The sequence below is a fragment of the Streptomyces sp. NPDC002057 genome (genome assembly GCF_040296665.1).
Classification (GTDB): domain Bacteria; phylum Actinomycetota; class Actinomycetes; order Streptomycetales; family Streptomycetaceae; genus Streptomyces.
The window spans coordinates 41,505-68,106 of sequence record NZ_JBEOXR010000002.1 but is presented as its reverse complement, the minus strand read 5'-3'; the positions used below and the strand labels follow the sequence as shown (position 1 = coordinate 68,106).

Here is a 26,602-nt window from a genome sequence, read left to right as displayed (position 1 = left end):
CCCTATGTTCGAAGGAGGAGGAACGACGACATGGCGAGAAACCCCGAACGACGTACGGCGCTGCTCGACGCCGCCATCCAGGTCCTGGCGGACGAAGGCGCCCGCGGGCTCACCTTCCGGGCGGTCGACGCCGGGTCGGGGGTCCCCACGGGCACCTCGTCCAACTACTTCCGCGACCGGGACCACCTGCTCTCCCAGGTCGCCGACCGCATCTTCGTGCGGCTGACCCCCGCGCCCGGGGTCATCGAGGACTCGCTGCTGCCGACGCCGAGCCGGGCCCTGGTCGTGGACCTCATGCGCCAGCTCGCCCAGCGGCTCGCCGCCGAGCGCACCTGCTACCTCGGCCTCTTCGAGCTCCGTCTCGAAGCCGCCCGCCGCCCCGAGCTGCGGACCCAGCTCACCAAGGTGCTCCGCGCCGACCTCGACGAGAACGTCCGGCTGCACCTCTCCTCGGACATGCCCGGGGACGCGGACACGGTCCGGCTGCTCTACTTCGCCCTCACCGGACTGCTCTTCGACCACTTCACGGTTCCCGGCCTCCACGGCGACCGGGACCTGGACGACCTGATCGAGACGGTGGTCAGCCGGATCGTCCCCGAGGACTGACCGCCCGTCGCGGGGCTCAGCGCGTACGCCTCGTGACGAACTCCGCCAGGGCCAGCAGGTCCCCCGCCGCCGTCAGATCCGGGACCGCCTGCGCCAGGTACTCGACGGCGCGGCCCATCCGCTCGGCCGCCTGGGCCTGGGCCCAGTCGCGCCCGCCGGCCCGCTCGACCGCGTCCGCCGCCGCCCGGACCGCCGCCGCGTCGAGGACCGGACGGGAGTACAGCTCGGCCAGCTCCTCCCCCGCCGCCGTCCCGGAGGCGAGCGCCGCCACCACCGGAAGCGACTTCTTGTGGGCGACCAGATCGGCCCCGGCCGGCTTGCCCGTACGGTCCGGGTCGCCCCAGATCCCGATGAGGTCGTCGATCAGCTGGAAGGCGAGGCCGGCCTCGCGGCCGAAGGCGTCCATCGCCGCGACCTCCTCCTCGCCGGCGCCCGCGTAGAGCGCGCCGATGGCGCAGGAGCAGCCGAGCAGGGCGCCGGTCTTGGCGGTGGCCATGGCCATGCACTCGTCGAGGGAGACCTCACGGGGCCCGCGCTGCTCGAAGGCGCAGTCCGCCTGCTGACCCGCGCAGAGCTCGATGATGCAGGCGGTCAGGCGCGCGGAGGCGGCGGCCGACGCGGGGTGCGGGTCCTCGGCGAGCAGGCGCAGGGCCAGCGCGCTCATCGCGTCCCCGGCGATCAGGGCGTCCGGGATGCCGAAGACGGTCCAGGCGGTGGGCCGGTGCCTCCGGGTCGGGTCCTCGTCGACGATGTCGTCGTGGAGCAGGGTGAAGTTGTGGGCGAGCTCCACCGCGGCGGCGGCCTTCACGGCCGCGGCCTCCTCGGCGCCGAGGGCGCGGGCGGCCGCGAGCACCAGGGCGGGCCGGATCGCCTTGCCGGCCTGCTCGGTGGCCGGGCTGCCGTCGGCGTGCTCCCAGCCGAAGTGGTACATCGCGACGCGCCTTATGGAACCGGGCAGGGTCTCGACGGTGGAACGCAGTTGGGGATGGACGGCTGTCCGCGTCCGGTCCAGGAGCCTCACGGCCCCCTGACCGTCACTGACGGCATCCGCACTGGCCATGGTCACGGTCACTTCCTTCGTATCCTCCGTGGCGATCTCATGTGTCGGCCCCGCGTGTCGGCCCCCACGGTTCGGCCTCGCGCGGCGGCCTCATGGGTGATCCCGTGGGTGATCCCGCGGTGCGACGAACCGGGAACGCCCGGGGGCGGGAGGGTTCGGTCCCCGCCCCCGGGCGTCGACGGCTCAGCGCCAGCGGCTGACCTCGACGTTCTCCAGGACACCGAGCGCGTCCGGGACGAGGACCGCCGCCGAGTAGTAGGCCGTGACCAGGTAGGAGATGATCGCCTGCTCGTCGATGCCCATGAAGCGGACCGAGAGGCTGGGCTCGATCTCGTCGGGGAGACCGGTCTGGTGGAGACCGATCACGCCCTGGTCGGCCTCGCCGGTGCGCATGCAGATGATCGAGGTGGTCCGGGCGTCCGAGACCGGGATCTTGTTGCACGGGTAGATCGGCACACCGCGCCAGGTCGGGATGCGGTTGCCGTTGATGTCGATGGTCTCGGGCACCAGGCCGCGCTTGTTCAGCTCGCGCCCGAAGGCGGCGATGGCGCGCGGGTGGGCGAGGAAGAGCTTGGAGCCCCGGCGGCGGGAGAGCAGCTCGTCCATGTCGTCCGGGCTGGGGGCGCCGTCGTGGGGCTGGATCCGCTGCTCGTAGTCGCAGTTGGAGAGGAGGCCGAACTCCTTGTTGTTGACCAGCTCGTACTCCTGGCGCTCGCGGAGCGCCTCGACCGTGAGCCGCAACTGCTGCTCGGTCTGGTTCATCGGCTGGTTGTAGAGGTCGGCGACGCGGCTGTGGACCTTCAGCACGGTCTGGGCGACGCTCAGCTCGTACTCGCGGGGCGAGGCGTCGTAGTCGACGTAGGTGTGCGGGACGACGGCCTCGCCGACGTGGCCGGCGGAGAGGTCGATCTCGGCCTCGCCGTACTTGTTGGTCCGCTGGTGGGGCAGCGCGGCCACGCTCGCGAGGTGGGCGGCGAGCGAGTCGGCCCGCTCCGCGAGGTTCCGCACGTCGTCCCGGGTGAGTTCCAGCACCGTGCAGGAGGTGGCCGCGCGGGCGGTCCACTCCCACGTGGCGTCCGGGTCGACGAGCGAGGCGTCGCCGAAGTAGGAGCCGTCGGCGAGGACGCCGAGGACGGCCTCGTCGCCGTACGGCCCCTCGCCGATCTGCTCGATCCTGCCGTGCGCGAGGAGGTGGACCCGGTCCGTCGGCTCGCCCGCGACGGCGACGACCTCGCCGGCCGCGTACTCCCGCTGGCGGCAGCGGGACGCCAGCTCGGCCAGGGCCGCCTCGTCCTCGTAGCCGCGCAGGACGGGGAGTTCGCCGAGTTCGGCGGGGATGACCGCGACGCGCTCCCCGGTCTGGACGAAGGTGACGCGACCGTCGCCCACGGAGTAGCTGAGCCTCCGGTTCACCCGGTACGTACCGCCCTGCACCTGGACCCACGGCAGCGCCCGCAGCAGCCACCGTGAGGTGATCTCCTGCATCTGCGGCGCCGACTTCGTGGTCGTGGCGAGGTTCCGCGCGGCGGCGGTACCGAGACTCTGCTGCGGGGGCGCCTGCTGCTCCGCGCGGACCTCGTCGCCAACCGAACCAACGGACATGGAACTCCCTCTCGTATGACTGAGTTGCGAGACGAAGCCTTTCAGCACGGAACGTGTCGGCGCCATTACACATTCGAGTGGGACTGTTCGACGATCTTCGGGGCATGTCACGTGATTTCCATCCGAACAGCGGAGCCCCGTCCGCCCCACGGCGCCCTGTCCTGATCGGCTCGCACACAGTCCGAACGGATGGCAGCGGAGGAGCGGACTCCGGTACTCCGGTACTTCGGAAGCTGCCGGTCCTCCGGAAGCCCACCCGTTCTCCGAAGGGAGTCGGTCATGTCCATCCCCATGTCCGCGAGCAGGTTCCTCGACGCGCTGCGCGGCGAGGGCCTGACGGTCGTCCAGGTCGGCCACTGGTCCACCCACAACCGCAACCACAAGGGCCCCTGGGGCCCGGTGCACGGCGTGATGATCCACCACACCGTGACCCGCGGCACCGCCCACACCGTCCGGATCTGCCGGGACGGCTACGCGGGCCTGCCGGGGCCGCTCTGCCACGGCGTCATCGCCAAGGACGGCACGGTCCACCTCGTCGGCTACGGCCGCGCGAACCACGCGGGCCTCGGCGACGACGAGGTGCTCCGGGCGGTCGTCGCCGAGCAGGGGCTGCCGCCCGACGACGAGACCACCACGGACGGCAACCGGTACTTCTACGGCTTCGAGTGCGAGAACCTCGGCGACGGCGTGGACCCGTGGCCGAAGGTCCAGCTGGACGCCATCGCCAAGGCGGCGGCCGCCCTGTGCCGGGTGCACGGCTGGACGCAGCGCTCCGTCATCGGGCACCGCGAGTGGCAGCCGGGGAAGGTCGACCCGCGCGGCTTCACGATGGCCTCGATGCGGGAGCGGGTGGCCGACCTGCTGGGCTGACCGGGCCGGGCACACGGAGAATGGCCGGGTGAACGCGTTCGACCTCTCCCGCCTGCGGCCCCGGCTCCCCTCGCCCCTGGAGCCGGTGGCGGACGAGCGCTTCACCCGGCGCGGGCTCACCCTGCTGCTCAAGCGCGAGGACCTCATCCACCCCGACCTGCCGGGCAACAAGTGGCGCAAGCTCGCACTCAACCTGGCCGCGGCGGACGGGCGTCCCGTGCTCACCTTCGGCGGCGCGTACTCCAACCACCTGCGGGCGACGGCGGCGGCCGGCCGGCTGCTCGGCTTCCCCACGGTCGGGATCGTGCGCGGCGACGAGCTGGCCGGGCGCCCGCTCAACCCCTCGCTCGCGCGGTGCGCGGCGGACGGGATGCGGCTGGAGTTCGTGGACCGGGCCACGTACCGGGCGAAGAACGACCCGGCCACGCGCGCGGCGCTCCTGGAACGGGCCCCCGCGGGCGCGTACGTGGTCCCGGAGGGCGGCAGCAACGCGCTCGCCGTCCAGGGGTGCGTGGAGCTGGGCCGCGAGCTGGCCGGGGTGGCGGACACGGTCGCCGTCGCCTGCGGCACCGGCGGCACCCTGGCGGGCCTCGCGGCGGGCCTCTCCCCCGGCCAGCGGGCGCTGGGCGTCCCGGTCCTCAGGGGCGGCTTCCTGGGCGGCGAGGTCCGCGCCCTCCAGGAGGCGGCGTTCGGCGGCCCGCGGGGCGACTGGACCCTGGACGAGCGGTTCCACGCCGGGGGGTACGCGCGCGTGCCCCCGGCGCTCGACGCGTTCGCACGTGATTTCGAGGCGCGGCACGGACTCGCCATCGAGCGACTGTATGTGGCCAAAATGCTGCACGGCCTCACCACCCTGGCGGAGGAGGGCGCGTTCCCGGCGGGTACCCGGCTCGTGGCGGTGGTCACGGGCGCCCCGGACGCGCCGCGCGCCCCCGACGGCGCTCAGTCCACGGCCTCCCGGTAGGCCGCGGCCTCCTCCAGGTCGAGCCGGCGGAGCAGGGTCCGCATCATCTCGTCGTCGATCCGCCGTGCGTCGCGCAACTGGACGAAGACCTCGCGCTCGGCGTCGATCATCTCGCGCGACAGTCGCCGGTAGGTGTCGTCGGCGGTCTCCCCGGTGACCTCGTTGACGGCGCCGAGCCGCTCCCAGACCGCGTTGCGGCGGCGCTCGAGGACGGTGCGGAGCCGGTCGGCGAGGGGCTGCGGCAGGGCGTTCCGCTCGTCCGCGAGGAGCGCGTCGAGGCGTGCCTCCGCGGCCTGTGAGGCCTCGCTCTGGGCCTGCGCCTCGGCCAGGGTCTCGGCGTACCGGTCCCGGCCGGGGAGCTTCAGGAAGCGGATGAGGGGCGGCAGGGTGAGGCCCTGCACCACGAGGGTGCCGATGACGGTGGTGAAGGTGAGGAAGAGGACCAGGTTGCGGGCGGGGAACTCCACGCCGTCGGTGACCACGGGGATGGAGAAGGCGATGGCGAGGGAGACCACCCCGCGCATGCCGGCCCAGCCGACGACGAGGGGAGCCCTCCAGTCCACCCCCGGTTCCCGTTCCCGCACGCGGGAGGAGAGCCGGGGCAGGAAGGTCGCCGGATAGACCCAGACGAAGCGCACGACGACCACGGCGACGAAGACGCCGACCGCGTACCAGGCCGCCTCGCCGATGCCGTACTGCCCGAGGCCCTGCACGACGTACGGCAGTTGGAGGCCGATCAGGGCGAAGACGGCGGACTCCAGGACGAAGGCGACCATCTTCCAGACGGCCTCCTCCTGGAGCCGGGTCGCGAAGTCGACCTGCCAGGCGCGGTGGCCGAGGAAGAGGCCGACCACGACGACGGCGAGGACTCCGGAGGCGCCGACCTCCTCGGCCGCCGCGTACGCGACGAAGGGGATGAGGAGGGAGAGGGTGTTCTGGAGGAGCGAGTCGCCCAGGCCGCGCCGCAGCCAGTGGATGGGGACCATGAGGACCAGACCCACCCCGATGCCGCCGAGGGCCGCGAGCGCGAACTCCCCCACTCCGCCCGCCCAGCTGACGCCCTCGCCGACGGCCGCCGCGAGGGCGACCTTGAACGCGGTGATGGCGGTGGCGTCGTTCACGAGGGACTCGCCCTGGAGGATCGTGGTGATCCGGTTCGGCAGGCCCAGCTTGCGGGCGATGGCCGTGGCGGCGACGGCGTCCGGCGGGGCGATCACGGCGCCGAGCACCAGGGCCGCGGTGAGCGGCAGATCGGGGACGAGGACGTACGCGAGCCACCCCACGGCCACCGTGGCGAAGAGGACGTACCCGACGGAGAGCAGGGCGACCGGCCGGATGTTGGCCCGCAGGTCGAGGTACGAGGAGTCGACCGCCGCCGTGTAGAGGAGCGGGGGCAGGATCAGCGGCAGCACGATGTGCGGGTCGAGGGTGTAGTCGGGGACGCCGGGGACGTACGAGGCGGCGAGGCCGACCGCGACCAGGAGGAGCGGAGCGGGCACGGGGGTCTTCCGGGCGACCCCCGCGATCGCGGCGCTCGCCGCCACCAGCGCCACCAGTTGCAGTGCGTCCATGCCCGTCCCCGTCTCCTGCCGCAACGTAACCTGGCCATCATGAGCGAGTGCCCGCACGTTGCCGAAATGCCGCGCCCCGAACCGGCGCCGCTGGCCGACACCTGCCCCGAGTGCCTGGCGGACGGGACGCACCCGGTCCAGCTGCGGCTCTGTCTGACCTGCGGGCACGTGGGCTGCTGCGACTCCTCGGCGGGGCGGCACGCGACGGGGCACTTCTCGTCGACCGGTCACCCGGTGATGCGGACCTTCGAGCCGGGCGAGGCCTGGCGCTGGTGCTTCGTGGACGGCTCGATCGTCTGAGGGGGCCCGCCCCCGGAACCGGCCCGGACGTCAGGCCCGTCGGGCCGATGCGGTCGTCCGACGGTACGACCGTCCGGCGATTCGGCCGTCCGACGATTCGGCCGCCCCGCGGTTGGGTACGTCACCCCTCCGCCGGTCGCGCGTTCCCGGCCCCGCAGACTCCCGCCCACCGTCCGCACCCATGGTGCCTACCATGGGTGACGAGCGGTGACCGGAGGGCCGGTGGGGGCAGGAGCTCGCGGCGACACGGCGGGACGGATCGCGATAGCGTCACGGCGGACTGCGCAGCCCCCTGCGTACCGCCCGGTTCGGGGGCCTCTCCCCCCGGACCCCGAATGAGCTTGTGCCACCTTGGAGGTGAGGGTGTCCCAGATCGCAGGCGAGCCCGGGACCCAGGACTTCGTGGAAGTCCGGCTGCCCGCTGCGGGTGCCTATCTGTCCGTGCTGCGTACGGCCACGGCCGGCCTCGCGGCGCGCTTGGACTTCACCCTCGACGAGATCGAGGACTTGCGGATCGCGGTCGACGAGGCCTGCGCCATCCTGCTCCAGCAGGCCGTGCCCGGATCCGTCCTCAGCTGCGTCTTCCGGCTGGTCGACGACTCCCTCGACGTGACCGTCTCCGCCCCGACCACGGACGGCCGGGCACCCGAGCGCGACACGTTCGCCTGGACGGTGCTGTCGGCACTGGCCGGGAAGGTGGAATCGTCGGTGGCCGACGACCGTACGGTCTCGATCAGCCTGTACAAACAGCGCGGCGCGGGGCCAGGCCCGGCGTGAGGAGCGGGGACGCGACGGCCGGCATCCCTGAGCAGCAGGCGCGGCCGTATGAGGTCGCTACGGAGCAGGCGGACCAGATGAGCGAGCACGAGCAGCACCTTGAGGTTCCCGAGACGCCGGGCGTCTCCGAAGCCCCCCGGGGCCCCGCGAGTGCGGAAGGCTCCTCCGGGACGTCCGGGGGACCCACGCCGGCGGAGTCCACGACGGAGGGGCCCGGGGCGGGCGGGGCCGAGGCCGACGAGGCGGACGCGGAGGCGGGGAAACCGGGGGACGGCGACGAGGCCGACGAGGCCCCGGAGGTCCCCCGTCACGCCGCGCACGACCGGAGCGGCGCCCGTGCCCTCTTCGTCACGCTGCGCGAACTGCCCGAGGGCTCCCCGGAGAAGGCCGAGCTGCGCAACCAGCTGGTGCGGATGCACCTGCCGCTGGTCGAGCACCTGGCCAGGCGGTTCCGCAACCGCGGCGAGCCGCTGGACGACCTGACGCAGGTGGCGACGATCGGCCTGATCAAGTCGGTCGACCGGTTCGACCCGGAGCGGGGCGTCGAGTTCTCGACGTACGCGACCCCCACGGTCGTCGGCGAGATCAAGCGTCACTTCCGTGACAAGGGCTGGGCGGTCCGGGTGCCGCGCCGGCTCCAGGAGCTGCGTCTCTCGCTGACCACGGCGACGGCGGAGCTCTCCCAGCAGCACGGCCGCTCGCCGACGGTGCACGAGCTGGCCGAGCGGCTCGGGATCTCGGAGGAGGAGGTCCTGGAGGGCCTGGAGTCGGCGAACGCCTACTCGACGCTCTCCCTGGACGTTCCCGACACCGACGACGAGTCGCCGGCGGTCGCGGACACCCTGGGCGCGGAGGACGAGGCCCTGGAGGGGGTCGAGTACCGGGAGTCGCTCAAGCCGCTCCTGGAGGACCTGCCTCCCCGGGAGAAGCGGATCCTGCTGCTCCGGTTCTTCGGGAACATGACCCAGTCGCAGATCGCGCAGGAGGTGGGCATCTCGCAGATGCACGTCTCCCGGCTGCTCGCCAGAACCCTCGCCCAGCTGCGGGAGAAGCTCCTGGTGGAGGAGTAGGCCCTAGGGGGTGTCCTGACCGGGGCGCCGGATGCCGAGCGCCTCGGTCGTGGCCGGGTTCACCAGGAGGACGAGCCCGGCGACGGCCAGGACGCCGAGGACCGCGCCGGCCGGGATCATCGCGCTGTTCGACTGGAGCATCTGCCAGGCGACCGGCAGGGCCAGGATCTGGGTGATCACGGCCGGGCCGCGGCTCCAGGAGCGGCGCAGCCACAGACCGCGGGCGGCGGCGAGCGGGATCAGACCGAGTGCGACGAGCGTCACAGCGCCGGTCGCGGCGCCGGTGAGGTCGTCGGACGTCCCGGTCAGCGCGTGCACCAGCATGTACACGCCACCGGCGAGGAGTCCGAGGGCCTCGATACCGGCCACGGCCGCCGCGGCGGCGAGTCGGGCGGGTCGGGGGGTCTGCTCCGTACTGCTCATAGAGGGCAGGGTAGCGGGGGCGGGGCGGGGCGGCGGAAACCGGGCGAGGCCGTCCACGGATCGGGCTGGACTGGGCCCGGTACCGCCGGGTAGGTACCCTGGCGCTCATGCGCGCACTTCTCGTGGTCAACCCGGCAGCCACCACCACCAGTGCCCGCACCCGTGACGTGCTGATCCACGCGCTCGCGAGCGAGATGAAGATCGAGGCGGTCACCACGGAGTACCGCGGGCACGCCCGCGACGTGGGCCGACGGGCCGCCGACTCCGGCAACATCGACCTCGTCGTGGCCCTCGGCGGCGACGGCACGGTCAACGAGGTCGTGAACGGACTGCTGCACGACGGGCCCGATCCCGAGCGCCTTCCGGGCCTCGCGGTGGTCCCCGGCGGGTCGACCAACGTGTTCGCCCGCGCCCTCGGACTGCCGAACGACGCGGTGGAGGCGACCGGCGCCCTGCTCGACGCGTTGCGTGAGCGGCGGGCACGCACAGTGAGCCTCGGTCTGGCCTCGGGTGCGCCGGGCACGGAGGACGAGTCGGTTCCGGCCCGCTGGTTCACCTTCTGCGCCGGCCTCGGATTCGACGCCAGCGTCATCGGCCGGGTCGAACAGCAGCGGGAGCGCGGGAAGAGATCCACCCACGCCCTCTATCTGCGCCAGGTGGTGCGCCAGTTCCTGGAGGAACCCCACCGGCGGCACGGCACGATCACCCTGGAGCGCCCCGGCGCCGAGCCGGTCGAGGACCTGGTCCTCTCCATAATCTGCAACACCTCCCCCTGGACCTACCTGGGCAATCGTCCGGTCTACGCGTCCCCGGAGGCCTCCTTCGAAACAGCGCTGGACGTGCTCGGACTGCGCCGTCTCTCCACTCCGGCGGTGGCTCGTTACGCCACTCAGCTGCTCACCTCGACCCCGGAACGAGGGCCTCGCGGCAAGCACGCGGTATCCCTGCACGACCTGACCGACTTCACCTTGCATTCGAAGGTCCCGCTCCCCCTCCAGATGGACGGAGACCACCTGGGACTGCGTACGAGCGTGGCGTTCACAGGCGTACGCCGTGCACTGCGTGTGATTGTGTGAGTGGAAGGGCCCAAAGTCCTTTCACTCGAACGTTTAGGCGCGCATCCACCCCTTAGAAGTACGGCTGTGACCTAGCCGACACCGAGGAATCAAAAAAAACTTTCCGGAAGGGGTTGTATCCGCTGCCGAGGTTTGCGAGTCTCTTCTTGGCGATCGGGACGGCCCGCAACACCGGCCTCCACTGAGAGCCAGAACCCCTCCTCAGTCTTAGGACCACACCAGTTCATCTGGCAGTCGGCCCTTCCCTTGCGGGGGGATTCGTGAAAGCGTTCACATTCACAAGCAACCCGCACGTAATACCAAGAGAGGTAGCAGCCATGGACTGGCGTCACAACGCCGTTTGTCGTGAGGAAGACCCCGAGCTGTTCTTCCCCATCGGCAACACCGGTCCTGCGCTGCTGCAGATCGAGGAAGCCAAGGCCGTCTGCCGCCGCTGCCCCGTCATGGAGCAGTGCCTGCAGTGGGCGCTCGAGTCCGGCCAGGACTCCGGCGTCTGGGGTGGCCTCAGCGAGGACGAGCGCCGCGCGATGAAGCGCCGTGCCGCTCGCAACCGGGCGCGTAACGCCAGCGCCTGACGCCCCACCGACAGCCTGAGGCCAGCGGCGCATACATCGCGTATGCAATCACCGCCCCCGAGCCGCAGCGCGCAGCAGTAACCCACAGCATTCGAGCCCCGGACCGAGTTCCTTCGGTCCGGGGCTCGCTGCTGTCCGCAGCCGAGAACCCATTCCGCGGGGGCCGTTCAGCGGTGGCCCCTTCGCGGTCGGCTACTTCTTCGGTCGACTACTTCTGCGGTTGTACGGGGATGTCGAGGACCACCTTCGTGCCGCGCTCGGCGCCCGGCAGCATGTCGAAGGATCCTCCCAACTCCCCTTCCACCAGGGTCCGTACGATCTGGAGACCGAGGTTGCCGGCCCGCTGGGGGTCGAAGCCCTCGGGCAGTCCGCGGCCGTCGTCCTTGATCGTGATCAGGAGCCGGGCGTCGGCCCGGGGTTCGCCGCGCACGGCGGTGACCTCGACGGTGCCCTCGTCGCCCTGGGCGAACGCGTGCTCCAGGGCGTTCTGGAGGACCTCGGTGAGGACCATGGAGAGCGGGGTCGCGACCTCGGCGTCGAGAATGCCGAAGCGGCCGTTGCGCCGGCAGGTGACCCTGCCCGGAGAGATCTCGGCCACCATCGCGATCACCCGGTCGGCGATCTCGTCGAACTCCACCCGCTCGTCCAGGTTCTGGGACAGCGTCTCATGGACGATAGCGATCGAACCGACGCGCCGCACGGCCTCGTTGAGGGCCTCACGGCCGCGGTCGGAGTCCATCCGGCGGGCCTGGAGGCGCAACAGGGCGGCCACGGTCTGGAGGTTGTTCTTCACCCGGTGGTGGATCTCCCGGATGGTGGCGTCCTTGGTGATCAACTCGCGCTCGCGGCGACGCAGTTCGGTGACGTCCCGGAGCAGGACCAGCGAACCGATGCGGGTGCCCTTGGGCTTGAGCGGGATCGCCCGCAGCTGGATCACGCCGCCGTTGCCCTCGACCTCGAACTCGCGCGGCGCGTAGCCGGAGGCCAGGGTCTCCAGGGCCTCGTCCACCGGGCCGCGGGAGGGCGCGAGTTCCGCGGTGATCTGGCCGAGGTGCTGGCCGACGAGGTCGGCGGCGAGGCCGAGCCGGTGGTAGGCGGAGAGGGCGTTGGGAGAGGCGTACTGGACGATGCCCTCGGCGTCCAGGCGGACGAGTCCGTCGCCGGCCCGGGGCGAGGAGTCCATGTCGACCTGCTCGCCGGGGAAGGGGAAGGTCCCGGCCGCGATCATCTGCGCGAGGTCGGAGGCCGACTGGAGGTAGGTGAGTTCGAGCCGGGAGGGAGTGCGGACGGTCAGCAGGTTGGTGTTGCGGGCGATGACCCCGAGGACCCGGCCCTCGCGGCGCACGGGGATGGACTCGACCCGTACCGGAACCTCCTCGCGCCACTCCGGGTCGCCCTCGCGGACGATCCTGCCCTCGTCGAGGGCGGCGTCGAGCAGCGGACGGCGACCGCGCGGCACCAGGTGGCCGATCATGTCGTCCTGGTAGGAGGTGGGGCCGGTGTTCGGCCGCATCTGCGCCACGGAGACGTACCGCGTACCGTCGAGGGTCGGAACCCAGAGGACGAGGTCGGCGAAGGAGAGGTCGGAGAGCAGCTGCCACTCCGACACCAGCAGGTGGAGCCACTCGAGGTCCGAGTCGCTCAGGGCGGTGTGCTGGCGCACGAGGTCGTTCATGGAGGGCACGGTGCGAGCGTACCCGCGGAACAAACGGGCGGTGAACCTGGATCTCCGGGCGTTCGTACTGGAGGATGGGCCATGAACCACCGCGTTCCTGTGGATGGACAGACAAGAATGGTCTAGTCCACAATGAACGCAACAGAGCCTCCATCCTCCCCGCACAGGAGGATGGAACGAGGTACCCGGCGCTCTCTGCCCTGACTGCGTCGAGACCTCCCACAACGGCCGAGGGACCGCACACCCCCGGCCGGCGCAACTCCGGGCTGCGGTGCCGGGCGGGCTGAGGGTCCCGCCGGGCGCCGCGGCCCGCGGGTGTTTCCGGGCCCGCCGCGTGTCACTCCCCCGTCGGCCAGGCCCGCATCGCCAGCTCGGCCACGGCCGCCAGCTCCTCCTCCGTCGCCCCGTCGCGGGCCTGCTGGGACATGCCCTGGAGGACGGCGCCGCTGAAGCGGGCGAGCGCCCGGGCGTCGGTGTCGGACGGCAGCTCGCCGGACTCGGCACCCCGGCGGATCCGGGCCTCCATCGACGCCAGATTGGAGTTCCTGCGCACCCTCAGGGACTCCTCGACCTCCGGGGTCGAGCAGTTGATCGCGGCGGAGATCATCAGGCAGCCCCGGGGGTGGCCCGGCTCCGTGAAGAGCCAGGCGGCCTCGCCGAGGAGGCGGCCGATGGCCCGGCGGGCGGTCGGTTCCTCCTCGAAGGCCCGGCCGCCGTACGCGCCGTACGAGGTGGCGTACGCCTCGACGACCTCCTCGAACAGCGTCTTCTTGTCGCCGAAGGCGGCGTAGAGGCTGGGGGCGCTGATGCCCATGGCGCGGGTCAGATCGGAGACGGAGGTCGTCTCGTAGCCGTGCTCCCAGAAGGCCATCGTCGCCTTCTCCAGGGCCGTGAGCCGGTCGAAGGAGCGAGGGCGGCCGCGCGGTGTCGTCACCATGGAGTGAATTCTATAGCGTCCGCTACGGAAAGTGGGGTACGGTCTTTTCATAACGATCGCTACAGAAATGAGGGGGGCGTCGTCATGGGCGTGCTCGAAGGCAGGACCGCGGAGAACACGGCAGGGGACACGGCAGGGGACTCGGCGGAGAGGGCAGACGCGCGGGCGGCCGTGCGGTCGACCGGGAAGCTGGTCGGGAAGACGGCTCTGGTGACGGGCGGCAGCCGGGGCATCGGGCGCGGGATCGCCGAGCGGCTCGCCCGCGAGGGGGCGCGGGTCGCGGTGCACTACGGAAGCAACGAGACCGCGGCGAAGGAGACGGTCGCGGCGATCGAGGCGGCCGGCGGCGAGGCGTTCGCGCTCGGCCAGGAGCTGGGGGTGCCGGGGGACGCCGCCGCCCTGTGGGAGGCGTTCGACACGGCCGTCGGGGGCGACGGGGGCCTGGACATCCTGGTGAACAACGCGGGGATCGCGGCCTCACAGCCCTTCGCGACCCTCACGGAGGAGGAGTACGACCGGGTCTTCGCGATCAACACCAGGGCGCCGTTCTTCGTGGCGCAGCTGGGGGTGGAGCGACTGCGGGACGGCGGACGCGTCATCAACGTCTCGACGGGCCTCACCAAGGCGGCGCTCATGCCGGAGCTGATCGCGTACTCGATGTCGAAGGCCGCGCTCGACGTCTTCACCCGGGACCTGTCGAAGGTCCTCGGCCCGCGCCGGATCACGGTCAACGCGCTGGCGCCGGGGATCGTGGACACCGACATCAACGCGGCCTGGCTGCGGGGGAACGACGAGGCCCGGGCGGGGGCGGCGGCGATGTCGGCGCTGGGCGGGGTCGGCACCCCGTCGGACATAGCGGATGTGGCGGCCTTCCTCGCCTCCGACGACGCGCGCTGGGTGACGGGCCACTGGATCGACGCCACGGGCGGCTCCCTGGCCTGAGCCGGGCGGGCCGGAGAGGGCTCGGGGCGCGGGGGCGAAGGGTGCGGGGCCCGTGGCGGGGCGGGCCGGAGGGGGCTGTGGCCGCGGGTCGGAAGGTGGGGCAGGGGTTCGAGTGGCTGGGGGGACCGGGGCGGCCGACGATGGAGGCGGCGGGGGCGTCCGGGGGGCGGAACGGCATGAGGGGAAGGCCCCTCCTCTGCTAGATTTGCCCTTAGATTGGTCTATACCACACGGTCCCTCAGCAGCCCCTCACCAGATCGGCAGGCACAGCGTGGAAGTTGTCATCGTCAAGGACGCCAAGGCGGGCGGCGAGCTCATCGCGGACGGCATCGCCGACCTCCTGCGCCGCAAGCCCGACGCGCTGCTCGGCGTGGCCACGGGCTCGACTCCGCTGCCCATCTACGACGCCCTGACCGCCCAGGTCACGGCCGGTTCCGTCGACGCCTCGCGGGCCCGGATCGCCCAGCTGGACGAGTACGTGGGCCTGCCCTCGGGCCACCCCGAGTCGTACCGCTCCACCGTGCTCCGCCAGGTCGTCGAGCCGCTCGGGCTCTCCCCGGAGGCCTTCATGGGGCCCGACGGCTCCGCCGAGGACGTCCTGGCGGCCTGTGAGGCGTACGACAGGGCGCTGACCGAGGCCGGTGGCGTGGACCTGCAGATCCTCGGCATCGGCACCGACGGGCACATCGGCTTCAACGAGCCGTGCTCCTCGCTCGCCTCCCGCACCCGGATCAAGACGCTCACCGAGCAGACCCGTGTGGACAACGCCCGCTTCTTCGACGACGACATCGAGCAGGTGCCGCACCACGTCATCACCCAGGGCATCGGCACCATCCTGGAGGCCCGTCACCTGGTGCTGCTGGCCACCGGCGAGGGCAAGGCCGAGGCCGTGGCGCAGACCGTCGAGGGCCCGGTGGCGGCGCTCGTGCCGGCCTCCGCGCTCCAGCTCCACCCGCACGCCACGGTCGTGGTGGACGAGGCCGCGGCGTCCAAGCTGAAGCTCGCGGACTACTTCCGCCACACCTTCGCCAACAAGCCCTCCTGGCAGGGCATCTGAACCGCCCGGAACCCCCGGTCGCAGCCGCGTACGGCGAAGGGGCCCGGCACCTGTTCAGGTGCCGGGCCCCTTCGCGTACGACGGGTGTCGAGGGCCCGGTCAGGCGCCGGTTCCGACGACGGCCTCGGCGGCGGCGCGGCCGCAGACCCGGGCCGCGCCGTGCGTGGCGATGTGCAGGGCCCCGCGGGGCTCCGCCTCGTTGAGGCCCATCTCGACCACGACGGTGTCGGGGCGGGCCTTGATCAGGGCGTCCAGGGCCTCGGTCATCCACGGGTGGCGGTGGGCGTCGCGTACGACCGCCACGACCCGCCGCTCGCCGGCGGCGTCGAGGACGGCGTCCACCGAGGAGTAGGCGTAGGAGCCGGTCTCCGTGCCGGGGAGCAGGCGCTCCAGTTCGGCGGCGATGCCCCAGGGGGTCTCGTCACCGACCGCGAAGTTGGCGACGGGGGTGAAGGAGGCCACGTAGGGAGCGGTGGTCATCGGGGTGTGGGGGTGCTCGCCCCGGGTCACCTTGAGCGCCCGGCGGGCCGCCACCAGTCCGATGTCGGCGCCGGGCGCGGTCCCCTCCTGCACTGCCGCGCCCGACACCGATTCAGCCCCCCTGGCCCGGTGCGCCTGGGTCCAGGACGCCAGGGCGCGCACCCGCGCCGCGGCGTCGGCCAGCCGCTCCTCGGGCAGTTCACCGGTCCGTACCGCGTTCACCAGCGCGTCGCGCAGCTGCAGCACGGTGTCCTCGTCGCACAGCCCGCCGCCGACGCAGATGGCGTCGGCGCCCGCGGCGATCGCGAGGACCGATCCGCGCTCGATGCCGTACGTCGCCGCGACGGCCTGCATCTCCATGCCGTCGGTGACGATCAGCCCCTCGAAGCCCAGCTCCTGGCGGAGCAGACCGGTGAGGATCTGCGGGCTCAGGGTGGCCGGGTGGTGGGGGTCGAGCGCGGAGAGAAGGATATGCGCGCTCATGACAGCTTTGGTACCCGCGGCGACGGCCGCGCGGAAAGGCACCAGCTCACGGGCGTGCAGTGTGGCGAGGTCCACATCGATCCGGGGCAGCGCGTCGTGGGAGTCCACGTTCGTGTCGCCGTGTCCGGGGAAGTGCTTGGTGCAGGCCGCGACCCCGACGCCCTGGAGGCCGTCGACGTACGCCACGGTGTGGCGGGCGACCAGGTCCGGGTCCGGCCCGAAGGACCGGACGCCGATGACCGGGTTCTCGGCGTTGGAGTTGACGTCGGCGGAGGGCGCCCAGTTGAGGTCGACCCCGCAGCGGGCGAGCCGGCGGCCGAGCTCGCGGGCCACGGCCCGGGTGAGCTCGACGTCGTCGACGCTGCCCAGCGCGTAGTTGCCGGGGAAGGACGAACCCTGCTTGACCTCGAGGCGGGTGACGTCCCCGCCCTCCTCGTCGATGGCGACGAGGACGTCGTCCCGCTCGGCCCTCAGCTGCGCGGTGAGCGCGGTGAGCTGCTCGGGGCTGACGATGTTCCGGCCGAACAGGCCGACCGACGACAGGCCCTCGCCGATGCGGCGGAGCAGCCAGTCGGGCGCGGTGGTGCCTACGAAGCCGGGCTGGAGCACCGTGAGCGCGTCACGGGTCAGGGTGTCCGAGCCGTGGAGGAGTGTGGTCATGGGGAGCCCTTATCCCTTCACCGCGCCGGCGGTCATGCCGCCGACGGCCTTGCGCTGGAGGAAGAGGAAGACGATGAGCACGGGGAGAGCGAAGAGCGTGGAGGCGGCCATGGTGGCGCCCCAGTCGTTGCCGAACGCGGTCTGGAACTGCGTCAGCCAGAGGGTCAGCGTCTGCGCTTCCTTGTCCTTGTTCAGGACGAGGACCATCGCGAACTCGTTCCAGGCGGTGATGAAGCCGAAGAGCGAGGTCGACATCAGGCCGGGGGCGAGCAGCGGGAAGATCACCTTGCGGAAGGCCTGGCCGCGGGTGCAGCCGTCGATCTGGGCGGCCTCCTCCAGCTCGACCGGGACGGCGGCGATGAAGCCGCGCAGGGTCCAGATGGTGAAGGGGAGGACCATCACGAAGTAGATCATCGTGAGCAGCGGGATGCTGTTCAGCATGTCGCCGTCGCGGGCGATCATGTACATCGCGATGACCATGACCTCCCAGGGGGCCATCTGAGCCATCATCACGATGAGGACGATGCCCTTGCGGCCCTTGAACTTCATCCGGGCGATCGCGAAGCTGGCGGCCAGGGCGACGACGAGGGCGAGGAGCACCGCGCCGACGGTGACGATGAGGCTGTTCGTGACGTACGTCCAGAAGAGGTCGACGCCGGTCGCCGTCGTGTAGTTCTCGAACGTCGGGGTGAAGACGAAGACGGGGTCCTTGGTGAGGATCTCGCGCTGCGGCTTCAGCGAGGACGAGAACATCCAGTAGACGGGGAAGACGAAGATCGCGGCGAGGACGAGGGCCGTGACGTTCTTCGCCACCGTGCCCACCCGGAGCGGCTTGCGGGTCCGCAGCTTCTGGGGGGTCTGCGTGGTCTGCGTGGTGGTGCTCACTGCTCATCCTCCTGCTTCAGGATCAGGCGGAAGTAGAAGGACATGGCCACGATCAGCATGACGATCGTGAGGATCGAGATGGCTGCCGCGAGGCCGTAGTGCTGCTGGCCGAGGCCCTCGATGTAGGCGTAGACGGGGAGCGTCTCGGAGCCGCGGTCGGGTCCGCCGGCGTTCATCGCGTAGACCTGGGCGAACGCCTTGAAGATCCAGATGATCTCCAGGAACGTCGTGATCAGGAAGAAGGGCTTCAGGCTCGGGAAGACCACGGACCAGAAGGTGCGCCAGCCGCTCGCGCCGTCCATCTTGGCGGCCTCGTACAGCTCGGTCCCGACGGTGGTGAGGGCCGCGTACATGTTGAGCGCGACGAAGGGGATCGAGCCCCAGACGAGGAGCACCATGATGATGACGAGGGCGTCGAAGCCGGTCTCGAACCAGTTGTGCTGCTCGTAGCCGGAGAAGCCGAGCGTGCGCATCACCCAGTTGGCGACGCCGTACTGCTCGTCGAAGAGCCACCGGAAGACGGTGATGGAGGCGATGATCGGCATGGCCCAGGCGAACATCAGCGCCAGGGAGAGCACGAGCCGCATCTTCTTGCCGAGGCGGTTGAGCAGCAGGCCGAGCAGGGTGCCGATCAGCATGATCAGCGCCACGTTGACCGCGGTGAAGACGAGGGAGCGGACGACGACGGTCCAGAAGTCGGGGTCGCTCAGCAGGCTCGTGTAGTTCTCGAAGCCGATCCAGGGCGTCTCGCGCCGGATCATCTCCCGCTTGTTGACCCCCTGGAAGGAGAGGACCACGTTGCGGAACAGCGGGTAGAGCAGCAGCACCGCCATGGAGAGCAGGGCGGGCGTGATGAGCAGGTACGGCAGCAGCCCGCTGGGCAGGGAGCGTCTCCCACGCGAGGGCTGAAGGACTTCCTTCGGGCCGGAAGGGGGTGGCGGAGTCTGAGACTTCCCTGCCGCCCTCCCGGGCGCGTCCTGAGGAGCGGCGGCCGCCGTCCCCTGGGAGTCCACGGTCATGGTCTTATTCCTCGCGGTTCTGGGGCTCCCGCGCCCACCGGGGCGCGGCCCGGGGGAGCGGGCCGCTGATCACTGCGATGTCCCGGGGGCGTGGCCGGTGGGGTCCGGCCACGCCTCCGGGCTCGGTCTCACTACTGGTTGATGCGCTCGTTGATGACCTTGTCGGCCGCCTCGCCCGCCTTCTGCGGGTCCTCGCCCTTCAGGACCTTGGTCATGTAGTCCTTGATCGGGTTCGGGTCGGTCTCGACGTTGGCCCAGCCCTCGGTCACCGGCGTGATCTTGCCGGTGTCGGCGGCCTTGACCATGGCCTCGGCGAAGGAGCCGGCCTCCGGCTTGAACTGCGCGGCCGGGTCGTTCGGGATGATGCCGCCGAGGGTGGCCTTGCCGTACTCGGCCATCTGCGCCTTACCGGACGCGAGGGCCAGCCACTCCTTGGCGAGGTCCTTGTTCTTGGAGCGCTCGGAGATGGCGAGGTTCGAGCCACCGAAGAAGACGGAGCCCGGCTTGTCGGCGGTCTTGCCCGGGATCGGGAAGTAGCCGAAGTCGGCCTTCTTGCCGGCCTTCTCGATCTCCGCGATCGCGCCGCCGGCCTCCCAGCCGAGACCGATCCAGGACGCCACGCCACCCTTGGGGACGACGTCGACGGACTGCTGCGGGGTCGCCTCGTCCTTGTCCTTGGGAGCGGTCGAGAAGGACTGCAGCTCCTTGTAGAAGTTGATGGCGGCCGCGGCCTGCGGGGTGCCGAGGGCGCCCTTCCACTTGTCGCCGTCCTTGACGGCGAGGTCGCCGCCCTCGTCCCAGACGAAGCCCGCGAGGACGTACCAGCTCTGGCCGGGCAGGTAGATCGGCTGGCTCTTCGGGTCCGAGGCCTTGAGCTTCTTCAGACCCTCGACCCACTCGGCGCGGGTCTTCGGCGGGGTGACGCCGGCCTTCTTGAAGGCGGCCTTGTCGTAGACGACGACGCGGTTGGCGGCCCACCACGGGGCGGCGAACAGCTTGCCGTCCAGCTCGGCCGAGGGAAGGATGCCCTTGTTCCAGTTGTCGTAGCCGAGCTTGGCCTTGTCGGCCGTCAGGTCGGCGAGACCACCGGAGGCGGCGTAACCCGTGGTCTGGGTGTTGCCGAGTTCGATGACGTCCGGCGGGGTGTCCTCGGAGAGGGCGGTGGTGACCTTCTCCTGGATGCCGCCCCAGGCCTGCGTCTCGACCTTGACCTTGACGCCCGGGTGCTTGGCCTCGAACTCCTTGTTGACGCCGTCGATCCACGCCTGGGGCGCCGAACCGTCCATGACCCAGACGGTCAGGTTCTTGTTGCCCCCGGCCTCGGTCTTGCCGCCCTTGTCGCCGTCGCTGTCGGAACCACATGCAGCGATAGAGACCATCATGCCCGCGACGCCGATCGCCGCGATGAGCTTGCGCTTCACGCCACCCTCCTCAGGGATGCCTGCAACCCCTGCCCACCGCGCGAAGACATACGTCAGGTAGTGCTCGTGGGGCTGGGACCTGGTCTTTAATGGTTTAGACCAGTACCCGGAGCTTGGCCTAGACCTTTAGGGGTGTCAAGGGTGTATAAGAAGGGCAGTCGCGTCCGTTATCGGACCGACACCTGAGGGAGGGCGACGACCCGTGACCGGTCCGTGCCACCATGTGAGCCGCGACAGACGGAGGAGCCGGTGACGGCAGCAGCACAGGAGTCGGGAAGGCAGGCCATGGCCACGGACGCGGGCAGCGCGGAGACGGAAGGTGGGGCACCCACCCGTACCGCGCGCGTGCCCAAGTACTACCGACTGAAGCGGCATTTGCTCGACATGACGGAGACCCTGCCGCCCGGCACACCGGTCCCGCCCGAGCGCACACTCGCCGCCGAGTTCGACACCTCGCGCACCACCGTGCGCCAGGCCCTCCAGGAGCTGGTCGTCGAGGGCCGCCTGGAGCGCATCCAGGGCAAGGGCACCTTCGTGGCCAAGCCCAAGGTCTCCCAGGCCCTGCAACTCACCTCCTACACGGAGGACATGCGCGCCCAGGGCCTCGAACCCACCTCACAGCTCCTCGACATCGGGTACGTCACCGCCGACGACACCCTCGCCGGCCTGCTGGACATCTCGGCCGGCGGACGGGTGCTCCGCATCGAGCGGCTGCGGCTCGCCAGCGGCGAGCCGATGGCGATCGAGACGACCCACCTGTCGGCGAAGCGCTTCCCCGCGCTGCGCCGCTCGCTCGTGAAGTACACCTCGTTGTACACCGCCCTCGCCGAGGTGTACGACGTGCACCTCGCCGAGGCCGAGGAGACCATCGAGACCTCCCTCGCCACCCCGCGCGAGGCCGGACTGCTCGGCACGGACGTGGGCCTGCCGATGCTGATGCTCTCCCGGCACTCGCTGGACGCCCAGGGCGAGCCGGTCGAGTGGGTACGGTCGGTCTACCGAGGCGACCGGTACAAGTTCGTGGCGCGCCTCAAGCGCCCCAACGGCTGAGCGGACGGGTCCGCACACCGGAACCACTGAAAGAGGGGGACGCCGCGGCCGCGGCGTCCCCCTCTTTCGCGACCGCGACCGCGCCCGCGACCCCGCTCCCCTTCCCGCGACCGCGCCCCGCCGTCGCTCCTCTTCTCTCCGCCGCGCCCCGTCGCCGCTCCCCCGTTTGCACGTTTCCCGGCCCGCTCTTCGCCGGTTCCCCGTCCGGGCGCCTCGGCACCTTGTGCACGGCAGCAACGTGACACCACCCCTGAACGCGCTGGTGAGCGCAGTCTCCGGCGGTGCCCCACGGGGTGGCGCCAAACGACCGGGCGGTTGCTGCCAGTGGTGAACCGCTGACACCCCCCTCTCGTTCGAGCATTCTTGAACGTGTCGAAAGGGCCCCACCCAAGGGCAATCGACACAAACCACCGAATCCCGAACTCGTCAGAGGTGTCTCCGCCATGCGCTCTTCCGCCCGCCGTCTCGTCCTCGCCGCCGCCCCGCTCGCCGTCCTCGGCGCGATCCTCGCCACCGCCGGACCCTCCGCCGGTGCCACGGCCGGACCGGGTACGGCGCCGGCGCGGGTCCTCGCCGCCGACCCGGTCACCGGCCCCGAGGCCGACCCGAACGCCGGACCGACCGCCGCGCCCACGGTGGCGCCCTCGCCGTCCGCCGCCTCCTCCGACGGCTTCTCGTGGGGCTGACCGCCGCCCCCCGCGTCCCACGAGCCCGCCCCTCTCTCCCGCAGGACCCGCCATCTTCCTCATCGGCATCTCGATGTCCGCGTCCGCCGCGGTGGACACCGAGCGCCCCACCCCCAGCGGCGTACTGGCCGCCCTGTACCGGGCCGTCGAGCCGACGGACCCCGTCGAGACCGCTCGTGCGCTGGTCGCGGACCACTCCGTCCGGATCGCGCTCTGCCTCGACTGCCCCGACGAACTCGAGGCCGTCGGACGCGCGCTCGGCATCTGCCTGCGCATGCTGGGGCGCTCTCCCGAGCTCGGCGGCTACGGCATCGCCGACTGCAGACTCCTGTGAACCCTCCCGAACGGGGAATTCAGCCGTGTTCGTCCATATCCTGGGCCCTCTCCGCGCCACCGTCGACGACCGCCCGGTGCCCCTGGGCGGCAGACGGACCCAGACCGTCCTGGCCGCCCTCGCGCTGGAGGTCGACTGGGCCGTCTCCGTCGAAGGCCTCGTCGAAGCCGTCTGGGGCCCCCACCCCCCAGCCAGCGCCCGCACCCAGATCCGCATCTGTGTCTCCACGCTGCGCCGCGCCTTCGCCGGCGCCGGCGCCCCCGGGCTGATCGAGACCCACTCGTACGGCTACCGGCTGCGCCTCGGACGCCATGACCTGGACTCCACCGTGTTCGAGAGCGGGGTGGAGCGCGCCCGCGGCCTCGCCGAGGGCGGTCGCCGGGCCGAGGCCGTCCTGGAACTGCGCAACGCGCTCGCCCTGTGGAACGGTCCCGCGCTCGCCGGACAGACGAGCCGGGCCCTGGATCCCGGGATCCGGCGCCTGGAGGAGCTGCGGATCCGGGCGACCGAGGAGCGGCTCGGCCTCGAACTCGCGCTCGGCCGGCACGGGGACGTCATCGGCGAGCTGATGGCCCTGACGGCCATGTACCCCTTCCGGGAGCAGCTGCACGCCCAGCTGATGCTGGCCCTGCACCGCGCCGGCCGGACGGCCGAGGCGCTGGCCGCGTACCGGCGCGTGCGGCTGACCCTGGTCGAGGAGCTGGGGATCGAGCCCGGTCCGGGGCTCAGCGGCATGGAGCGGTCGATCCTGCTCGGCGAGTGCGTCTCCGCCTGAACGGCCGCGGCGCCCTCGCTCACACGGTGATCCGCAGTTCCTGGAGCCGGTGCTCGGAGACCCCGTCGGTCGGCAGGAACCGGTAGCGGTGCACGCGGCTGAGGTTCTTGGTGAAGGCCCAGTCCATCCGGAAGAACGGCAGGTTCTGGTTGAAGACGTTGTCGCCGAACTCTCCCAGGGCCGCGAACTTCCAGCTCAGCGGAAGGAAGTCGGGGTTGGCCGGGGTGGCGTCCTCGGCCACCTCGCGCACCCCGTCGAGGGAGCGCATGGAGTCGGTGGCGTTGAAGTCGCCGGCGATGAGCACGGGGTTCCGGTTGGCGGCCACGTCCCGCTCCAGGCCGCGGAACTCCTCCTGCCGCCAGGCGTGCTTGCGGCGCAGGTACGGGTCGTGCTCGAAGTCCGAGAAGAGGTTGAGGTTGTCGAGCGCCAGCGGCACGGTGATGTGCACGTTGTACGTGCTCAGCACCCGGCCGCGCACGTCGAGGTCGGTCCGGAGCACCTTCTCCCGCGCGAACTCCTGCCCGAACGCGGGCTTCCCGCCGTCCGTGCTCCGGGGCCGGGGCCCCACGGTCGTCTGGGACAGGATCGGGAAGCGGGAGATCGTGAGCAGTTCGCTGCGACGGGCGATGTGGTAGCCGGGGAACTGGCGGCGCAGCTCGGCGTCGTCGTCGAGCCGCCAGTAGCCGTCCTCTCCCAGGCCGGGGGTCCAGCCCACGTGCTCCTGGAGGAGGTAGACGTCGGCGTCGCGGGCGTGGAGCAGGGCGAACAGCCGGTCGGTGCTGGTCGCCATCGCCCAGTACTGGGTGTTGAGCGAGACCACCCGGAGGGCCTCCGGCGGCACGGGGCCCGGATCGCGCCAGAGCGCGGGCCAGTTGAAGCCGGAGCCGGTGGTGAGGGCGAGCACGAGGGCCAGTCCCGAGACGCCGGCGGCGAGCGGTCGGCGGCGTCCGCAGGCGGCGGCGCCGGCCACGAGGAGGACCAGCGGGATGCCGGTCAGGAAGAGGGGCGGCACGACGTCCAGGATGAGGGACCAGTGCCACCGGCCGCTGACCAGCCACCGGACCGCGGCGAACAGCAGCCAGAGGGCGGCGAGGCCGAGGACGGTCCGGCCGTACCAGAGGCGGACGGCGCGGGCGATCCGACGGCCGCGGCCGGGCTCCCCCTCCCCCGCCGGGGAGCGAGCGGCCCCGTCGGCCCCTGCCGCACCCGCGGCCCCGTCGGCCCCGGCCCCGCTCATGGCCCCGGCCGTGCCCGCCGTCTCCTCCCCCCTCTCCGTCCCGGCCCCGCTCGCCGTCCGTGCCGTGCCCGGGGTCCGCGCCGTGGTCATGTGAGGCTCCCCTGCGGCTCGTACATCCGCCGGAAGCGGCCGCTCGCCGCGTACTGCGCGAGCCCGGCCGCGAGACCGGTCATGACGGCGGTGTTCACCAGCGCCTGGGCGCCGGTGAAGAAGGCCCCGAAGAGGAGTCCCCGCTCCTTGAGCACGAAGCGGTACTGCCCCAGGTCCGCGAGGACCGACCCGGTGAGCGCGGCCAGCGAGACCGCGAACGCGGCCGGGTGGACCAGGCCGAACGGCAGCGCCGCGACGGCGAGGCCGCCGAGCCCGGAGGCGACGGCCCGGCCCCCGGTCTCCATGCCCTGCATGGCACGGCCCCGGTCGAAGTAGAACGGCACCCGGAGACGGCTGCGGACGAACGCCTTGCGCAGCAGGGGCCGCATCCGGTTCTCGTCGGAGAGCCGGCCCCTGATCCGGGAGGTGAGCAGCATGGGCCACCGGGCGGCCAGCCGCTCCGCGTGGTCGATCTCCTCGGTCTGCCGCAGCGCCGTGTTGAACCAGCCGGCCTCCATGAACGCGACCCTGCGGACCGCGCCCAGGGCGTAGAAGCCGCCGCTGACCAGGCCTTCGGCGCTCTTGCGCCAGTAGTGGTACTGGAGGATGCGGTACTGGCCGACCGCGCCCTCCTCGAACAGCGGCTCCTTGTCGGGTATCCCGAACACCGCGCCGTACGTGGGGTTCTCGTCGAAGAGCGCGACGGACTGGGCGACCGCCTCGGGGTGCATGGTCAGGTCGGCGTCGAGGAAGAAGACGATCTCGCCCCGGGAGCGGCGGACGCCCTCGTTGCGGGAGGAGCCGGGTCCGCCGTTCTCCCGGACGCGGACCAGTTGGACGGGGTGGGTGGCGGCGATGTCCGCGCAGCCGTCGGTGCTGGCGTCGTCGACGACGATCACTTCGATGTGGGGGTAGGTCTGCTCGGCTATGGAGCGCAGGCAGAGGTCGATGGTGGGCCGGTCGTTGTACATCGGGACGACGACCGACACGAGGGGTGCGGACATGGGATTCCTCGGTGGTGAAGGAGGTGGAAGGGGTGAAGGGCGCGGAGGAGGGCGGTCAGGTGGCGAGGTGCGGGACGAGGAGCGCGCCCCAGACGGCGGAGTTGACGAGCATCACCCGGTCGCGCATCAGCGTCTTGACGGGCTCTCCCCCGCCGCCGTCCACGATCACGATCTGGAGGTAGCGGAAGAGGGCGAAGAGCGCGCACACCACGGTGAGCAGGGCGTACTCCCCGAAGCCCGACTCGGTGCGCAGGTAGAGCAGATAGCCGAACAGGGTCAGGGCCGAGCACAGCACCAGGACCAGGTCGAGGAAGTGGGCCGAGTAGCCGACGAGCGCCGGCCGGTGACCGGTGCCGGAGACGCTCAGCTCGTGCCGCCGCTTGCCGAGGATCAGGACCAGGCAGGACGCGAGCACGGTGAGGACCAGCCACATCTCGACCGGGCGGTGGGCGGCCTCGTACCCGCCGAGGAGGCGGAGCACGAAGCCGGTGGCGACGACGAAGACGTCGAGCAGCGGGAGGTGCTTGAGCTTCCAGCTGTACGCGCCGTTCACGGCGAGGTAGAGCAGGACGATCAGGGCGGACCCGGCCCCGAGGGCGAGCAGGGCGGGGACGAGCAGGGCGGCGAGCACGAGGGCCGTGGAGACGGCGGAGGTCTTGCTCATCCGCCCCGAGGCCAGCGGCCGGTGGCGCTTGACCGGGTGCCGCTTGTCCCGCTCGACGTCGGCGATGTCGTTGAGGACGTAGACGAGGGACGAGGCGAGGATGAAGGCGCCGAGGGCCACGCCGACCCGGACCAGGGTCGTGGTGTCCACGTGGCCGCCGAGCAGCGCCAGCGGCACGACGAGCAGGTTCTTGGGCCACTGGCCGGGTCTGAGCAGGGCGATCGGCGCGGGCAGCCGTCCCCGCCGTACCGGCGCCGGGGCAGGGGGGTGCCCCGTGAGCTGGGTCTGGGTCTGGGTCATGGCACGGCC

27 protein-coding genes are annotated in these 26,602 nt (G+C 71.6%); 14 read left to right on the top strand and 13 right to left on the bottom strand.

What is annotated here, in order from left to right; translation table 11 throughout:
- Positions 1-30 precede the first annotated feature (30 nt).
- Positions 31-606 (top strand): TetR/AcrR family transcriptional regulator, encoded by a 576-nt coding sequence (locus ABT129_RS02140; RefSeq protein WP_351895424.1) that lies wholly within the window; start codon positions 31-33, stop codon positions 604-606.
- Positions 607-622: 16 nt separating this feature from the next.
- Here ABT129_RS02140 and ABT129_RS02135 read toward each other — a convergent pair whose 3' ends face one another.
- On the bottom strand, positions 623-1,666 hold the full coding sequence (locus tag ABT129_RS02135) for a family 2 encapsulin nanocompartment cargo protein polyprenyl transferase (RefSeq protein WP_351895912.1): 1,044 nt from the start codon (positions 1,664-1,666) through the stop codon (positions 623-625).
- Between the two features lie 183 nt (positions 1,667-1,849).
- Positions 1,850-3,268: a family 2B encapsulin nanocompartment shell protein gene (locus ABT129_RS02130; protein ID WP_351895422.1), complete on the bottom strand. Its 1,419-nt coding sequence runs from the start codon at positions 3,266-3,268 to the stop codon at positions 1,850-1,852.
- Between the two features lie 279 nt (positions 3,269-3,547).
- Between ABT129_RS02130 and ABT129_RS02125 the strand changes: the two genes are divergently transcribed.
- Together ABT129_RS02125 and ABT129_RS02120 are read left to right on the top strand one after the other, a co-directional pair.
- Positions 3,548-4,138: an N-acetylmuramoyl-L-alanine amidase gene (locus tag ABT129_RS02125; protein WP_351895420.1), complete on the top strand. Its 591-nt coding sequence runs from the start codon at positions 3,548-3,550 to the stop codon at positions 4,136-4,138.
- Positions 4,139-4,166: 28 nt separating this feature from the next.
- Positions 4,167-5,102 (top strand): 1-aminocyclopropane-1-carboxylate deaminase/D-cysteine desulfhydrase, encoded by a 936-nt coding sequence (locus ABT129_RS02120; protein WP_351895417.1) that lies wholly within the window; start codon positions 4,167-4,169, stop codon positions 5,100-5,102.
- Here ABT129_RS02120 and ABT129_RS02115 read toward each other — a convergent pair.
- On the bottom strand, positions 5,081-6,673 hold the full coding sequence (locus tag ABT129_RS02115; RefSeq protein ID WP_351895415.1) for a Na+/H+ antiporter: 1,593 nt from the start codon (positions 6,671-6,673) through the stop codon (positions 5,081-5,083). The two genes, ABT129_RS02120 and ABT129_RS02115, sit on opposite strands and share 22 nt — an antisense overlap.
- A 39-nt stretch (positions 6,674-6,712) precedes the next feature.
- On the opposite strand from ABT129_RS02115, the gene ABT129_RS02110 reads away from it, so the two are divergent.
- The 3 genes from ABT129_RS02110 (at position 6,713) to ABT129_RS02100 (ending at position 8,820) form a co-directional block, all read left to right on the top strand.
- Entirely contained in the window at positions 6,713-6,973 is a 261-nt protein-coding gene (locus ABT129_RS02110) for a UBP-type zinc finger domain-containing protein (protein ID WP_351895413.1), read from the top strand.
- A gap of 363 nt (positions 6,974-7,336) precedes the next feature.
- Complete coding sequence (locus ABT129_RS02105; RefSeq protein ID WP_019889334.1) at positions 7,337-7,750, top strand: ATP-binding protein; 414 nt, start codon at positions 7,337-7,339, stop codon at positions 7,748-7,750.
- A complete protein-coding gene (locus ABT129_RS02100) occupies positions 7,747-8,820 on the top strand; it encodes an RNA polymerase sigma factor SigF (protein WP_351895410.1) in 1,074 nt (357 codons plus the stop codon). Before ABT129_RS02105 ends, ABT129_RS02100 begins: the two co-directional genes overlap by 4 nt.
- 3 nt (positions 8,821-8,823) lie before the next feature.
- Here ABT129_RS02100 and ABT129_RS02095 read toward each other — a convergent pair whose 3' ends face one another.
- The gene (locus ABT129_RS02095) at positions 8,824-9,243 is read right to left on the bottom strand and encodes a hypothetical protein (protein ID WP_351895408.1); all 420 of its coding nucleotides are present in this window, start codon (positions 9,241-9,243) and stop codon (positions 8,824-8,826) included.
- 107 nt (positions 9,244-9,350) lie between these two features.
- Here ABT129_RS02095 and ABT129_RS02090 point away from each other — a divergent pair, with 107 nt between their 5' ends.
- Together ABT129_RS02090 and ABT129_RS02085 are read left to right on the top strand one after the other, a co-directional pair.
- Positions 9,351-10,319, top strand: coding sequence for a diacylglycerol/lipid kinase family protein (locus tag ABT129_RS02090; RefSeq protein WP_351895405.1), 969 nt, complete (start codon positions 9,351-9,353; stop codon positions 10,317-10,319).
- A 317-nt stretch (positions 10,320-10,636) separates the two neighbouring features.
- On the top strand, positions 10,637-10,894 hold the full coding sequence (locus ABT129_RS02085; RefSeq protein ID WP_003953983.1) for a WhiB family transcriptional regulator: 258 nt from the start codon (positions 10,637-10,639) through the stop codon (positions 10,892-10,894).
- 208 nt (positions 10,895-11,102) lie between these two features.
- Here ABT129_RS02085 and ABT129_RS02080 read toward each other — a convergent pair whose 3' ends face one another.
- Positions 11,103-12,569, bottom strand: coding sequence for a sensor histidine kinase (locus ABT129_RS02080; protein ID WP_351895403.1), 1,467 nt, complete (start codon positions 12,567-12,569; stop codon positions 11,103-11,105).
- Positions 12,570-12,906: 337 nt separating this feature from the next.
- Positions 12,907-13,506, bottom strand: a complete 600-nt coding sequence (locus ABT129_RS02075) for a TetR/AcrR family transcriptional regulator (RefSeq protein ID WP_351895401.1) — start codon at positions 13,504-13,506, stop codon at positions 12,907-12,909.
- An 84-nt stretch (positions 13,507-13,590) separates the two neighbouring features.
- Here ABT129_RS02075 and ABT129_RS02070 point away from each other — a divergent pair, with 84 nt between their 5' ends.
- Entirely contained in the window at positions 13,591-14,448 is an 858-nt protein-coding gene (locus ABT129_RS02070) for an SDR family oxidoreductase (protein ID WP_351895398.1), read from the top strand.
- 271 nt (positions 14,449-14,719) lie between these two features.
- Positions 14,720-15,505, top strand: coding sequence for a glucosamine-6-phosphate deaminase (nagB, locus tag ABT129_RS02065; RefSeq protein WP_351895397.1), 786 nt, complete (start codon positions 14,720-14,722; stop codon positions 15,503-15,505).
- A gap of 99 nt (positions 15,506-15,604) precedes the next feature.
- Here the strand turns inward: nagB and ABT129_RS02060 are convergent, their stop codons facing one another.
- The 4 genes from ABT129_RS02060 to ABT129_RS02045 form a co-directional block, all read right to left on the bottom strand.
- Complete coding sequence (locus ABT129_RS02060; RefSeq protein ID WP_351895395.1) at positions 15,605-17,128, bottom strand: glycoside hydrolase family 3 protein; 1,524 nt, start codon at positions 17,126-17,128, stop codon at positions 15,605-15,607.
- Positions 17,129-17,137: 9 nt separating this feature from the next.
- Positions 17,138-17,974 (bottom strand): carbohydrate ABC transporter permease, encoded by an 837-nt coding sequence (locus ABT129_RS02055; protein WP_351895910.1) that lies wholly within the window; start codon positions 17,972-17,974, stop codon positions 17,138-17,140.
- A gap of 35 nt (positions 17,975-18,009) precedes the next feature.
- The gene (locus tag ABT129_RS02050; RefSeq protein WP_351895392.1) at positions 18,010-19,032 is read right to left on the bottom strand and encodes a carbohydrate ABC transporter permease; all 1,023 of its coding nucleotides are present in this window, start codon (positions 19,030-19,032) and stop codon (positions 18,010-18,012) included.
- A 131-nt stretch (positions 19,033-19,163) separates the two neighbouring features.
- Entirely contained in the window at positions 19,164-20,453 is a 1,290-nt protein-coding gene (locus ABT129_RS02045) for an extracellular solute-binding protein (RefSeq protein WP_351895390.1), read from the bottom strand.
- A 285-nt stretch (positions 20,454-20,738) separates the two neighbouring features.
- Here ABT129_RS02045 and ABT129_RS02040 point away from each other — a divergent pair, with 285 nt between their 5' ends.
- The 4 genes from ABT129_RS02040 (at position 20,739) to ABT129_RS02025 (ending at position 23,298) form a co-directional block, all read left to right on the top strand.
- Positions 20,739-21,503, top strand: coding sequence for a GntR family transcriptional regulator (locus ABT129_RS02040; protein WP_351895908.1), 765 nt, complete (start codon positions 20,739-20,741; stop codon positions 21,501-21,503).
- Positions 21,504-21,946: 443 nt separating this feature from the next.
- Positions 21,947-22,189: a hypothetical protein gene (locus tag ABT129_RS02035; protein ID WP_351895387.1), complete on the top strand. Its 243-nt coding sequence runs from the start codon at positions 21,947-21,949 to the stop codon at positions 22,187-22,189.
- Between the two features lie 73 nt (positions 22,190-22,262).
- Complete coding sequence (locus ABT129_RS02030; RefSeq protein ID WP_351895385.1) at positions 22,263-22,523, top strand: hypothetical protein; 261 nt, start codon at positions 22,263-22,265, stop codon at positions 22,521-22,523.
- A gap of 25 nt (positions 22,524-22,548) precedes the next feature.
- On the top strand, positions 22,549-23,298 hold the full coding sequence (locus tag ABT129_RS02025) for an AfsR/SARP family transcriptional regulator (RefSeq protein WP_351895383.1): 750 nt from the start codon (positions 22,549-22,551) through the stop codon (positions 23,296-23,298).
- Positions 23,299-23,317: 19 nt separating this feature from the next.
- Here ABT129_RS02025 and ABT129_RS02020 read toward each other — a convergent pair whose 3' ends face one another.
- The 3 genes from ABT129_RS02020 to ABT129_RS02010 are packed head-to-tail and all read right to left on the bottom strand — an operon-like array spanning position 23,318 to position 26,593.
- Positions 23,318-24,625: an endonuclease/exonuclease/phosphatase family protein gene (locus tag ABT129_RS02020; RefSeq protein ID WP_351895380.1), complete on the bottom strand. Its 1,308-nt coding sequence runs from the start codon at positions 24,623-24,625 to the stop codon at positions 23,318-23,320.
- Complete coding sequence (locus ABT129_RS02015; protein ID WP_351895378.1) at positions 24,622-25,629, bottom strand: glycosyltransferase family 2 protein; 1,008 nt, start codon at positions 25,627-25,629, stop codon at positions 24,622-24,624. Before ABT129_RS02015 ends, ABT129_RS02020 begins: the two co-directional genes overlap by 4 nt.
- Positions 25,630-25,684: 55 nt before the next feature.
- Positions 25,685-26,593 (bottom strand): UbiA prenyltransferase family protein, encoded by a 909-nt coding sequence (locus ABT129_RS02010; protein ID WP_351895376.1) that lies wholly within the window; start codon positions 26,591-26,593, stop codon positions 25,685-25,687.
- Positions 26,594-26,602 lie beyond the last annotated feature (9 nt).